Source organism: Sphingomonas alpina (assembly GCF_014490665.1).
Lineage (GTDB): Bacteria > Pseudomonadota > Alphaproteobacteria > Sphingomonadales > Sphingomonadaceae > Sphingomonas > Sphingomonas alpina.
In genome coordinates, this window is record NZ_CP061038.1 from 1,255,785 (window position 1) to 1,268,306 (window position 12,522).

12 protein-coding genes are annotated in these 12,522 nt (G+C 64.8%); 5 read left to right on the plus strand and 7 right to left on the minus strand.

All coding sequences use genetic code 11. From position 1 onward, the window contains the following. Window positions 1-101: 101 nt before the first annotated feature. Complete coding sequence (locus H3Z74_RS05825; protein WP_187763004.1) at window positions 102-995, minus strand: LysR family transcriptional regulator; 894 nt, start codon at window positions 993-995, stop codon at window positions 102-104. 117 nt (window positions 996-1,112) lie between these two features. Here H3Z74_RS05825 and H3Z74_RS05830 point away from each other — a divergent pair, with 117 nt between their 5' ends. The 3 genes from H3Z74_RS05830 to H3Z74_RS05840 all read left to right on the plus strand — a co-directional run bounded on the left by H3Z74_RS05830 (window position 1,113) and on the right by H3Z74_RS05840 (window position 4,425). Beyond that, window positions 1,113-2,105, plus strand: coding sequence for an aldo/keto reductase (locus H3Z74_RS05830; RefSeq protein ID WP_187763005.1), 993 nt, complete (start codon window positions 1,113-1,115; stop codon window positions 2,103-2,105). A gap of 315 nt (window positions 2,106-2,420) precedes the next feature. Continuing rightward, a complete protein-coding gene (locus H3Z74_RS05835) occupies window positions 2,421-3,362 on the plus strand; it encodes an aldo/keto reductase (protein ID WP_390901769.1) in 942 nt (313 codons plus the stop codon). A gap of 43 nt (window positions 3,363-3,405) precedes the next feature. After that, window positions 3,406-4,425: an SMP-30/gluconolactonase/LRE family protein gene (locus H3Z74_RS05840; RefSeq protein ID WP_229726917.1), complete on the plus strand. Its 1,020-nt coding sequence runs from the start codon at window positions 3,406-3,408 to the stop codon at window positions 4,423-4,425. A gap of 113 nt (window positions 4,426-4,538) precedes the next feature. On the opposite strand, the gene H3Z74_RS05845 is transcribed toward H3Z74_RS05840, so the two are convergent. Further along, a complete protein-coding gene (locus tag H3Z74_RS05845; RefSeq protein ID WP_187763007.1) occupies window positions 4,539-5,996 on the minus strand; it encodes an alpha/beta hydrolase in 1,458 nt (485 codons plus the stop codon). A 111-nt stretch (window positions 5,997-6,107) separates the two neighbouring features. Here H3Z74_RS05845 and H3Z74_RS05850 point away from each other — a divergent pair, with 111 nt between their 5' ends. After that, on the plus strand, window positions 6,108-7,547 hold the full coding sequence (locus tag H3Z74_RS05850; RefSeq protein WP_187763008.1) for a LytR/AlgR family response regulator transcription factor: 1,440 nt from the start codon (window positions 6,108-6,110) through the stop codon (window positions 7,545-7,547). A 123-nt stretch (window positions 7,548-7,670) separates the two neighbouring features. Then, window positions 7,671-9,383 carry a serine hydrolase domain-containing protein gene (locus H3Z74_RS05855; RefSeq protein ID WP_187763009.1) on the plus strand — a complete coding sequence of 571 codons (1,713 nt, stop codon included), beginning with the start codon at window positions 7,671-7,673 and terminating at the stop codon, window positions 9,381-9,383. Between the two features lie 196 nt (window positions 9,384-9,579). On the opposite strand, the gene H3Z74_RS05860 is transcribed toward H3Z74_RS05855, so the two are convergent. From H3Z74_RS05860 to H3Z74_RS05880, 5 genes are all read right to left on the minus strand, one after another. Continuing rightward, the gene (locus H3Z74_RS05860) at window positions 9,580-10,110 is read right to left on the minus strand and encodes a dihydrofolate reductase family protein (RefSeq protein ID WP_187763010.1); all 531 of its coding nucleotides are present in this window, start codon (window positions 10,108-10,110) and stop codon (window positions 9,580-9,582) included. 221 nt (window positions 10,111-10,331) lie between these two features. Continuing rightward, complete coding sequence (locus H3Z74_RS05865; protein ID WP_187763011.1) at window positions 10,332-10,619, minus strand: TFIIB-type zinc ribbon-containing protein; 288 nt, start codon at window positions 10,617-10,619, stop codon at window positions 10,332-10,334. A gap of 4 nt (window positions 10,620-10,623) precedes the next feature. Continuing rightward, on the minus strand, window positions 10,624-11,337 hold the full coding sequence (locus H3Z74_RS05870) for a Bax inhibitor-1/YccA family protein (protein ID WP_229726918.1): 714 nt from the start codon (window positions 11,335-11,337) through the stop codon (window positions 10,624-10,626). A gap of 29 nt (window positions 11,338-11,366) precedes the next feature. After that, the gene (locus H3Z74_RS05875) at window positions 11,367-11,567 is read right to left on the minus strand and encodes a YdcH family protein (protein ID WP_187763012.1); all 201 of its coding nucleotides are present in this window, start codon (window positions 11,565-11,567) and stop codon (window positions 11,367-11,369) included. A gap of 300 nt (window positions 11,568-11,867) precedes the next feature. Beyond that, window positions 11,868-12,332 (minus strand): hypothetical protein, encoded by a 465-nt coding sequence (locus H3Z74_RS05880; RefSeq protein WP_229726919.1) that lies wholly within the window; start codon window positions 12,330-12,332, stop codon window positions 11,868-11,870. Between the last annotated feature and the right edge of the window lie 190 nt (window positions 12,333-12,522).

Sequence of the window (12,522 nt, forward strand, 5' to 3'; positions counted from 1 at the left end):
CTTAGACACGGTTGATGCGCTTGGACAATTTTCATCCGGCTTGACCTCGCAGAGCCATTTCCACCTGCAGACACTCAGCGCCGTGCAGCCAGCTCATAGGCTCAATCGCGATATCGCAATGCGTCCACGACCAGGGCGAAGGCCGGCGAGAGCTGTCGTCTGCTGGGATAGTATAGATGGTAGCCCGCGAACGGGGGTGACCAGTCCTCAAGCACCCTGATGAGCCGTCCATCGGCGATCGCGTGATCCGCAAAATCATCCGTCACATAAGCAATGCCGAAACCGTCGAGCGCCGCAGTCACCATCATCCTTCCCCCGTTGAAAGCGAGAGCACCCTCGACCCGAACCCGCAACTCCCGCCCATCCTTCTCGAATTCCCAGGCATAAAGGCCCCCACGCGTCGAGAGGCGGAGATTGATGCAGTCATGTTGTGCCAGGTCATGCGGCGTGCGTGGCGGAGGTTTTCGAGCGAAATAAGAGGGCGAGGCGACCGCCGCCATGCGCAGCTGTGGTCCGATGCGCACGGCAATCATGTCCTTGTCGATCAATTCTCCCAGGCGAACGCCCGCATCGTATCGACCCGCGACAATGTCGGTCAGGCCCGATTCCGCGGTGATCTCAACCTCAAGGTCTGGATAGTCCGGCAGCAGGCGTTTCAGGGCGGGCCAGAGAACCGACTCCGCGACCTGCTCGGTAGCGTTGATGCGCACGGTGCCGGCCGGTTTCTCCCGCAGCTGAGTGAGAGCTGCGAGCTTGCTATCGATACCTTCGAAGGCGGGCCGCAAAGTCTCCAGCAGCCGCTCTCCGGCCTCTGTCGGCGCTACGCTTCGGGTTGTCCGGGTCAGGAGCCGCAGACCGAGGCGTGCTTCCAGCCGCCGGATGGTTTGGCTGAGCGTCGATTGCGAAGTGCCCAGTTTCGCGGCGGCGCGCGTGAAGCTGTTCTCCTCCGCCACCGCCATGAACGCGTTCAGCTCACCAAAATCCTGTCGGCGCATTTATTCATTCCTGATATAAGCCCATACCGATCATAGCGTCTAATCAACAAATGAATCGCACGCTAAATTCCCTGTCAGGCCGGCGAGGTTCGCCCAGCGGCCGAACAGGAGAAAATGATGAAGACGCGAACTCTCGGAACCGGCGGCCTGGAAGTCTCGGCACTCGGCTTTGGCTGCATGGGGTTGAACACCACCTATGGCCAGCCGCTCGACCACGCCGATGGCGTCCGCATGATCCACGCGGCAGTCGAGCGCGGCGTGACGTTCTTTGATACCGCCGAAGTCTATGGGCCGTACATCAACGAAAAACTGGTTGGCGATGCGCTGGCGCCCTTCCGGGATGATGTGGTCATCGCCACGAAATTCGGATTCGACCTGAAGCCGGATGGCACGCGCGCCGGGCTGGACAGTCGCCCCGCGACCATCCGCAACGCCGTCGATGGCATGCTGGCCCGGCTGAAGGTCGATACGATCGACCTGTTGTACCAGCACCGCGTGGATCCGAACGTGCCGATCGAAGACGTTGCCTGCGCAGTCGGCGAACTCATCGGCCAGGGCAAGGTCAAGCACTGGGGACTATCCGAGGCCAGCACGCCGACGATCCGCCGTGCGCACGCCGTTCAACCGGTGGCTGCCGTCCAAAGCGAGTATTCGCTCTGGACGAGGGATGTGGAGCGGAACGGCATCCTTTCGGCCTGCGAGGAGCTGAAAATCGGGTTCGTACCGTGGAGTCCGCTCGGTGCCGGCTTTCTGACCGGAGCGATCACCGCCGACACCGAAATCGACGCTTCGGATTTCCGCAGCAACGGGCCGCGATTCACGCCGGAAGCGCGCGCGGCGAACATGGCGCTGGTCGATGCCCTGAAGCAAATCGCCGCCGGCAAGGACGCCACCCCTGCGCAACTGGCGCTGGCGTGGTTGCTCGCTCAGAAACCGTGGATCGTGCCGATCCCGGGCACGACCAAGCTCCATCGTCTCGAAGAGAATTTGGGCGCTGCCGAGGTGGTCCTCAGCCAGGCCGACCTGCGGGAGATCGAGGCAGCTCTGTCACGGATTCCGGTCCAGGGGCCTCGCTTGCACGCGGCGGCGCTTGGCATGGTCGATTCCTGATCATGGCGCCTGCGGCCGCCTCCCTCTCCCCGAACCTGTCGCGCGCCAGATACTGCGCAGAAAGAGTGATCCATGACCCATCGCAGCGACCCCACTTCGTCATCTGAAGGCACGGGCAATAGCCGCCGTGATATTCTGACCATGGCAGGCCTTGCCGGTTCCGCGCTGGCCGTCGGCGCACCTCTTTCGGCGGCTGCGCAACGCGCTCCGGCGGCAAGGCCCGCAAGCGCGGCGAGCGTCACCACATCGCGCGGGGCGATCGGCAAGACGCGTAAGCTCGGGGCATTGGAGGTGTCGTCGATCGGCCTAGGCTGCATGGTGGGCAGCGCCTATTTCCTGCCGTTTCCCGGTCGCCAGAGGATGATTTCGGTAATCCGCGATGCCGTCGAGCGCGGCGTGACCTTCTTCGACACCGCCGAGGTCTATGGCCCCTTCACCAACGAGGAGGTCGTGGGCGAAGCACTCGCGCCCTTCAGGAACAAGGTGGCGATCGCCACAAAATTCGGTTTCGCGTTCCGGGACGGCAAGGAGACCGGACGGAACAGCCGACCGGACCATATCAAGCAAGCCGTGGAAGGTTCACTCAGGCGCCTGAAGGTCGACGCGATCGATCTGCTCTATCAGCATCGCGTCGATCCGGACGTCCCGATCGAAGATGTCGCGGGGGCGGTGAAGGACCTGATCCAGGCGGGCAAGGTCAAGCATTACGGTCTCTCCGAACCCGGTCCCAACACGTTGCGTCGCGCCCATGCCGAGCTTCCGGTCTCAGCCGTGCAGAACGAGTATTCGCTGCTGGAACGCAGTCCAGAGGGGCAGATCCTGTCGATCTGCGAGGAGCTGGGGATCGGATTTGTGCCCTGGGGGCCGCTGGCGCGAGGGTTCCTCACCGGCAGGTTCGGCGAAGGGACACGCTTCGCCTCCGATGACTGGCGCTCGACGATCCCGCGCTTCTTCCCCGACAATATGAAGGGAAACATGGCGCTATTCGCTGTCGTGGACGCGTGGGCCAAACGCAAGGGTATCACACCGGCGCAATTCTCGCTTGCCTGGCTGATGGCGCAAAAGCCGTGGATCGTGCCGATCCCCGGTACCACCGACCCGTGGCATCTGGCCGAGAATCTCGGCGCGGCCGCCGTCACCTTCTCGACGGCGGACCTGCAGCAGATCGCAGCCGACCTGGCCAGGGCGCCCGTCATCGGACCTCGTGTGCTCGACCCGTCGACATCGGCGAACGGGGTCGAAGCCAGGCAGCGCTAGGCTTTGGGCAAGCGTCGCGACGCGCGCTTCAGGAGATCGATCGATGAAGCTGTATAATATGCGCGTCGCTGCGGCGGCCCTGTTCCTTATATTGTCTGGGGTCGCACACGCCCAGCAAGGTAATACTACGCTCGCCTACGACGCCGCAAACCGAGGCCCGGTGCCGATACCGCCGTCCGAAATCGGCCTGCAGACGGTCACTGCGGAGCCCTGGCTGTCCTTGGCTGGTCAGCGCCTTTTTCTGGAAGGTGCGGTCTTCGACAAGGCGAACGACCTGCTGTTCGTGGATATGTTCAGTGGCCGGGTTTTGAAGGTCGATCCGAGCAAATCCGTATCGACCGTCGTGGAAAGGAACACCATCGTTCCGACCGGACTCGCGGTTCACCGGGATGGGCGTCTGTTTCTGGCCGGTGTGGGGAACATGCGCTCCGGCAGCGTCGTCGCATTCCGAGCCGATGGCCGCGGTCGTGCCGAGATCATCCCGCCAGGCGCAGGTTACGTCCCGGATGATCTGGTATTCGATAGCGTAGGCGGCTTCTACTTCGCGGATTTCAAGGGCACATCCACCCAGTCCACCGGAGGTGTCTATTACGCTTCCCCGGACGGGCGGATCTCGCCGATCCTGCCAAACCTTTCCGCCGCGAATGGCGTCGCATTGTCACCGGACGGAAAGACCCTCTGGGTCACGGAATATGCGCGAAACGTGCTGCACCGCGTAACGCTTGCCGACGCCACGACCGTAGCGCCGGTGGGCACGGCGATCGCCTATCACTTCACCGGGCCGTCGCCAGACGGCCTGCGAGTGGATGCCGACGGCAATGTGTATGCCGCCATGTTCCACCAGGGCCGTATACTCGTTTTCAATCGCAATGGCTTGCCAATTGGTCAAATTCTTATCCCCGGACGGGACGAGGGCCGGTTTCTCCTCACGACCAGCCTGGCGTTCAAGCCCGGCACGAATGAAATCTATATCGTCGCCACCGACGGTGAGGGTTCGGCTGGAGCAACCATATTCCGTGCTTCAGGCTTTGCGAAAGCTGCAATCCCGTTCTCGCACCGATGACCTGCCTGCGACGGTAAGGATCGCCCGCCCATTCACAATATTGACGCAGGTACGCAGCTTTCGCGAGCCTGGCGTCTGAAGCTGCCGCTCACCAAGCCGTTGCGGGCCGTCGGTCACGTCAACCGAAACTCGGGCGTCGGCAGCGTAAGCCGGGTGTCGGCGACGGGCTCGCCGCGGAAGAACCGCACCAACAGGGGCCGTACCTCGGGATGCGCCTCGAAAACATTGTGACCTGCATTCTCGACCATCACTCGCGATTTGCGCTGAAACTGCGCCGCGACTTCGTCCTGCTCAGCCAGCACCGTACGCCCATCCAGCGAACCCGCGATCAGCAGCGCGGGATGGTCGATGCGGATCGACGTCCGGAAGTCTTCACCCAAATCGACGCCTCGGATAGCGCCCGCCAGCTGCGGCATCGGGAAGTTCAGCGCCTCGCCCAACACGGCCGTCCGCGCCTCGCGCCGCACCAAAGCCAGCCGGCGCTGTGAGATTCCGGACGCCAGATCCATGGCTTCGGGCATGCCCCTCAGGTTCAGCAGGTTGGCGACATCGCCGAGGAACGGCGCCAGCACGTCGGTCCGGCCGAGATCCAGCGCCAGGTACAGGCCAGGCAGCCTTGCCAAAGTGTGGGGATTGGCGATCAGCCCGCCCGCCAGCATCTGGACGCCGAAGCCGCCCATCCTGATCTGGCCCGGCTTGCCGTTCAGGGTTACCGCCGTCAGCGCCGGCTGCGCCTCCAGCCTGGCGTGTACGCGGCGCATCAGCGCCAGCAGGTCCGGCACTGCCGCCCGGGCCGCGGGGTCCGCGCCCAGCAACGCATCGACCTGGCGCAGATAGACATCGGTCCGGGCCGGCCGTTTGACCGTCTGGTCCTGACCCTCCAAGCTGGACAGCGCCACCCGGTTCACCCGGTCACCATGCCGCTTGAGCACGCTAAGCGCCAGATGCGACCCGTAGCTGGTGCCCCAGAGGTCGATCTTTTCCGCACCCAGGTGACGCCGCAGGTCGTCGATGTCGTCGGCGCTCTGCTCGGTATTGTAGCCGGCCATCGCCACGCCGGCCTTGGTCCAGTCGGCCCACGCGCGCTGCAATTCCGAGCGGTAATAGGACGTCAACCCGGCCTCGGTGAACACCGGCGCTGGACGCGTCGAGGCCGGCCGTTCCGGGATGGTGCTGGACAGGCCCGTTCCCCGCTGGTCGAACGCGATGACGTCGGCCACTGCGCGCAGGGCCATGAAGATTGGAAAGCGCGGCCCGGTCGCCGCACCCGTTCCCTCGCCACCCGGTCCTCCGGCCAGATAGACGATCGGCGGACCCGGCTTCGCCGCCGTCGAGGGAAACCGGACATAGCCCAGCCGGATCTTGCGCGAGCGCCGATCGCGACGATCCTCCGGGACCTCGAAGAAACCCCGGTCGGCGTCGGTCTCCTCGCCGCGCCAGCCCTTGAAGCGGAAAGGGCCGGCCTGCAACGGGGATGCCGGCTGGGCAGAGGCGCGCGCAAGCGCCAGGGCAGGAAGGGCAAGAGCGGCGGCAGCGAGCACGGCGCGGCGATTGAGCGATGTGTAGGTCATGCCGCCGGATGAGCCGTTCACGGTTCCGGCCGCCAGCCTGCTTCGGTCAATGGCGCCCGGGAATCGGCGAATGGCGGTGCATCTCGGCGAACAGCGCCCTAGAGGAAGCCCATGTGGCGAATCCTGCTCCTCACCGTTTTCCTGACGGGTCTCGCGACCCCGGTCCTGGCCCAGGATCTGCCGTGGCAAGCCTGCCGTGGCGCGATCGGTCCGGCCGGCCCAGTACTGAGCGACTGTCGCCCGATCCGGGATTTCATCGATCCGCAAGGGCGTGAGCTCTGGATTCGGTCCACCCTCGGCGCGCCCGCCGATACCCGGCCGCGCGTCCTTTATGTGGGGGGCGTCGCCTCATCGGAGGCCTGGTTCAACGGCCAGCGGCTGGGTGCCAACGGCCAACCCGGCGCCACCGCACGTGCCGAGAGCCCCGGTCGCTACCAGGCGATCTTTCCGATCCGCGAGAGCGCATGGCGGCCCGGCGGGAACATGGTGGTGTTGCACCTGTCATCCTTCCATGGCGGCTTGCATTTCGCCCGCCCCATGAGCGCCATTGGCATCGGCCCCTATCCCTATGCACAGCAGATCGTGCCGCTGGCCGTCACTTTCGTGGCGGCCGGCACCCTGCTGGCCGCGGCGTTCGGCTTCGGCGCCATCCACGCCATGCGTCGTACGGGATCAAGTCTGATCCTGACCGCGATGGCCGGGGTCGCGGCCCTGCAGGCCATCGTCGAGAGCCTGCGAACGCTGTTCGACTATTCCTATCCCCTGCACGCCTGGCGGATGAGTGCCATCTGGGCGCTCGCGGCCGCCTTCGCGATCCTGCTGGTGAGCTATGCGTCCACCCGCTTCCTGCCCAAGGCGCGGCGCCTGATGACCGGCCTGGCCATTGGCATGGTAGGGGCCACGGTCCTGCTGCCGGGCTTCGACCTGAAGACGGTCTGGGCGTTGATCCTTGGGGCGGGGCTCGCCGCCCTGCCGGCCGCGGCGGGCGTACGCATGCGCGTGCCTGGCGCCCAACCGACCCTGGCCTGGCTGGTGCTATTCCTTACGTTGGCGCTTGGGTTCCCCGAATGGCTGGCCGATCTTTCCTACTTCCTGCTCGCCGCTGGCCTGGTGTTGCCGCTGCTGATGGTCGAGGTCGTGCGGTTGGGCCGCGACGACCGTGGCCGCGAGGCCGCCCTGACTCGCGCCGCCAGCCGTCCCGACCGTCTGACCGTGGCCTCGGCGCGGGGCGTCGAACTGGTGCCGATCGCGGAGATCCTGGCCGTGGTGGGGGCCGATGACTATGTCGAGTTGCGGCTGGTTGGCGGCCGCAGCCTGTTGCACGCCGCGCGCCTGGACGGCCTGGCGGCCCAGTTGCCGGCAAGCTTTCTGCGCGTGCACCGCTCGGTGATCGCCAACCTTTCCCAGGTGCAGCGCCTTGAGCGCGACGGCGACCGCTGGCGGCTGCATATGCGCGAGGGCGCGCCCCTGCCGGTCAGCCGCTCCCGCCAGCCTGCGCTGCGCGAAGCCATGGATGTTCCGCCGCCGGCGATGACGGCGGTTGCGCCATAGCCACGCGCGAGCCGCCTTACGCCGGCTGTCGTCATTCACCGTTCTCACACGGCATTCACCGATCCGGTATTGGGTTGCCGCCGGAACTGGGGTCTTGCGGTCCCGAGTTCATCGGAGAGTTCAATGCGTCCAATGCGTTTCGTTACCGTCGCGGCCCTGTCGTGCCTTCCCGCCAGCGTCGCCTGGGGTTCCGCTCCACAATATGCGGCGCGCTCAGCCGTCGCGACGCCGCAGGATCGGCCGGCAATCGACCTCGATGCGGACTTTGCGTCGATCGCGCCGACAGGGCCCGGCTGCGCGGTGGGCGTAGCGGTTGCCGGGGCAGCACCAGTGACACGCGCCTATGGGCTGGCCGATTTGGAACACCCGGTGCCGCTTGGTGCGGATAGTGTTTTCGAGACAGGCTCGCTCGCCAAGCAGTTCACCGCCGCCGCGATGCTGCTGCTGGTGCAGGACGACAAACTGGCGCTCGAAGATGATATCCGGCGCTACCTGCCGGAGCTGCCTGACTATGGCACGCCGATCACGATCCGCCATCTGCTCACCCACACAAGCGGGCTGCGCGAGCAATGGAGCTTGCTCGCCTTGACCGGCAACGGTCCTGGAACGCAGGTGCATACGCTGAGCGTGATCCTCGATATGGCCTCGCGTCAGAAGGGGCTGAATTTCACGCCCGGCGCGGAATTCCTATACACCAACACCAACTACGCCCTTGCAGCGATCATCATCGAGCGCGTCAGCGGCATGAGCCTGCAGCGCTTCACCGAGCAGCGCATGTTCCGGCCGCTCGGCATGAATCACAGCCGATGGCGGGAGGATTTCCGCACGATCGTTCCGGGGCGGGCAATGGCCTATGCCTCGGCCGGCGATGGTTTCATCGCCAATATGCCCTTCACCAATGTCTATGGAAATGGTGGGCTGCTCACCACGATCGGGGATCTGCTGCGCTGGAACGCGTTCCTGGACAATCCCTCGGGCTTGGCTGGCGGCGAGGCCTTGGCAGCGGCCCTGCAAACCCCCGGCAAGTTGCGCGATGGCACGTCGCTCGAATACGCTCTGGGACTTGAGGTCACCCGCGCGAACGGATTGCGGCTGGTCGCGCACAGCGGCTCTACCGCAGGCTACAAGACCTGGTTGGGCCGTTATCCGGAGAAGGGCATTTCGGTTGCCGTGATGTGTAACAATGGCGGTGTCGACCCCGTAAGCCTGGGCGAGAGAGTCGCCGGGCAGGCGCTCCGTGCGAGCGGCTATGTCGAGAGCCGGCCCGCGAGCCCAGCCTCTCCGCCCGCTGCGTCGCCCATTGCCGCCGGCACAGACCTGACGCCCTACCAGGGGCTGTTTAGAAACCCGGTTACCGGCGCCCTGGTGGAGACGAAGGTCGTCAATCATCAGCTTACCCTCCAGCAAGGGCCGACCGAGATATTGGCACAGACGGGCGAGGAGCGCTTTCAGCGCGCGGATGGTGGCTCTGTGCAGTTTTCCAGAAAGGGTGCGAAAGCGATCGCCCTGACGCTCGGCACCGATGCCTCGCGCCAGCGCTATGTTGCGGTCGCGCCTGCCGGAACCGGCTCCGCCGCGCTCAATGCCTATGTCGGAACCTATTACTGTGCAGAGCTGGACAGGCGGATTTCGGTCGTACGAAAGGGTGACACTCTGGTGATGCGGCAACCCTTCGCGGTCGAATGGCCGCTGATGCCGCGCTTCGCAGACGGCTTTACGACACGCCTGCGCGGCACGGCCAGTCTCGTCTTCACACGTACGCCGACCGGCCAGATCGACGGCTTTTCCGCCTGGTTGAACGGCGCGCGCAATATACGCTTCGTTCGGCAGCCATAGTCTTCCATCCCCGCATTCCAGCAAACCGGGCGCGATCGGCTCTCAAGTTTGCGGCTTGAAACCGGTCGTTTGGTTCACGACCAGAATCGCCATGATATCGCCCGGGGATCACGAGAATGGCGAGAGGCCAAACCCAAAGCCGGTCTTAAGCCCAACCCAACACTTCAACGACGATCTCCGCCCAACAAATCGCCACTCAGACAGGAACATAGCTCAACCGGATCACATCCTCGCCAATCCGATCGCTCGCCACAAGCCGAAGCGGCGGCCGTGCTCCGGCGAAATATGGCGTGCCGTGACCAAGCACGACGGGATGCAGATAGATGCGATACTCGTCGATCAGGCCAAGGCCGGTGAGGCTGTGCGCCAGGTCGGGACCGGCAATCTCGATCTCTCCGTCGCGCTCGGCCTTGAGCGCTCGGATCGCGCTCTCAAGGTCGTCCCCGATCAGGGTGGCGTTGGGGCCGACCGAGGCCAGCGAGCGTGAGGCGACCCATTTCGGCTGGCGTCGCCACGCCGCCGCGAAGGCGCGTTCGTCCGCACTCCATTCCGGATGATCGTCGTCCCAGTAGCGCATGATCTCATATATCCGGCGGCCATAGACACTGCCGGCCTGTCCCTGCGCCTCGGTGATGAAGTGGCGGAAGAGCGTGGGGCTTGGCGCAAACTTCATATGGTCGACATAGCCGTCCAGGGACTGGTTCATGCCGAATACGAGCCTGGCCATACCATTTCCTTCTTCACGCAGGATATCGGCACATTCTGGTTGCGTTGTGCAATCGGTTGTACGCTAGGACGAGTGATTCCGTATCGCAATTGGTTTTTGGCTGTGCGTGAGCGCGCCCATGCCCGGGTGCCCGATCCGTCCGGCACTCGACGAGCCGTGGGGTGCCGGAGCCGTTCCGGGGCCACCGCGCAAAGGCGGCGACCCCGGTTCGGTCGGTCGGATCAGTCGAACAGGTCCGACAGGAACGAACGGCGCTTCCCGCCGTGCCGCCGGTGATGGTCGTCATCATCGTCATCATCGCGGCCATAGGGCCGTGCCCGGCCGAACGGCTCTGGCTCGCCGCGCGGCCGGTATTCGGCCGAGCGTTCGATGATCTTGTCCAGCTCGCCGCGATCGAGCCACACGCCGCGGCATGTCGGGCAGCTGCCGATCTCGATCCCCTGGCGCTCGCTCGGCTGGAGCTCGCTTCGGCATACCGGGCAAGGCAGGATGTTCCGCGTGGTGTTCATGCGCTTACTCCTCGCGCTGGCCCAGCAGGCCAAGCAGCAGCTGGAACAGGTTGATCAAGTTCAGATAGAGCGACAGCGCGCCCATGATCGCCAGCTTGTCGGCGCGCTCGGTGCCGGCATGCATGGCATACTCGCCTTTCAGCCGCTGCGTGTCCCATGCGGTCAGGCCGGTAAAGACCAGCACGCCCGCGATCGAGATCACCATCTGCAGCGTGCCCGACCCGATGAACAGGTTGAACAGGCTCGCGCCGATCACGCCGATCAGGCCGACGAACAGGAAGGTCGAGTAGCGCGTCAGGTCCTGCTTGGTGGTGTAGCCCCACAGGCTCATGCCCGCGAACACCGCGGCGGCGGTGAAGAAGGCCTGGGCAATGCTGGTTTCGGTGAACACCAGGAAGATGCTCGCCATCGATACGCCCATCACGCCGGCAAAGGCGAAGAAGGCGGTGCGCGCGGTGGCCAGGCTCATCTGTTCGATGCGGAACGAGAAGAACATGACGAAGGCGAGCGGCGCGAACATCGCCACCCATTTGAGCGGCGTACCGAAGATCAGCGCGCTGAGCGCGGGCGTCGCGGCAATGGCCAGCGCGACCAGGCCGGTCAGCGCCAGGCCGATCGCCATGTTGCGATATATGCCGAGCATGTAGCGGCGCAGGCCTTCGTCAAAGGCCGCGTCCTGGCGGACGCCGGCGCCAAAGGCGGGAAAACGGGTTTCCATGTTGGATTTCCTTGAACGGATGAATGGGGTCAGATCGCCGCGGGCGACCGGCCGCGCGTGGCGCGGCGGGCGGCGGCGAGATGCCGGTGCAGATTGTCCTTGATCGCAAGCCGCCGCTTCTTGAGCGTGGCGAGCCGGAACCCGTCGGGCATCCGGCGCGTGACTTCGCGCGCGATCTCCTGATTGAGTGCGCGGTGGGCTGCGATGAGCCGCGTAACGATGACAGTCATAAAGCCTCTCCAATCGAAGTTTGATCGATCGGGCCTGCTGCGCTGCGGGGGAGGGGTGGCGGGTACACCAGGCCGATCCTGCACCGAGCATGCTCGATGCGGTCCGACATCACGAGGGCTTTGGTAAGCCCTCGCCAGAGGGGCCCGGTACCGCCCCATCAATCTATGGCGGATGACGGGAAATTCAAGAGCGGCCATGGAGGGTTGGTCCATTGGCACGCCCGCGATCGTCGACCCAGTCTTGCCAGTCGTTCCGATTCATCCGCCACGCTGGTCAGGGTGCCGGGCCAGCGATTTCGGTCAACCGGGTGGACGCTGCCGATCGATCGGCACGGCAGGGCCCTCAGTCGGGGTGCAGCGAGGCTCTTGCTGATTCCATTCCGGGATGATCCTCAGCCGGCGCTTCCCCCAATAGCTCAGGTCCATGGATATCCGGACCGGCGATCCCTTGCGTGTATAGATAATCTGGTCCCCGCGGCGACCCTCGCCGGTTTGACAGTAAACCCACCCAGCCTGCTCCAGCGCGTCGGTTATCTGGTACACCGCGTAATTGTCCCGGTCGTGCCAAAGCGTGACTTGATCGAAACCGCCCCTTCCGTCGCTGCCCACCAGATCGACGGCGGCTTCATAGGGTCCGCTCTTCGCCAGCATGACTGCGTGCCGACGACACCGCATTCGGATCGCGTCGGTATTGACGCAGCTATTGAAGCCTGCGCGCTGCGCGTCGCTCAATTTACCGCTGACGGGCAGGCCGCCAAAAAACATCGCCGGTGGCGGATCCCGTACCGGTTTGCATCCGGCACAGAGCATTGCGGCGCATAACGCTCCGCTGTGAAGCAGCACCTGGATTGCGCGTCCTGGCGATTGTCTGCGCGAGGGAACCATGATCTGTCGGCTTGCAGGTCGCTCTTTCATGGATCACCTTGCCGGCCGCATTGCGAGGATTGTGTCGCAC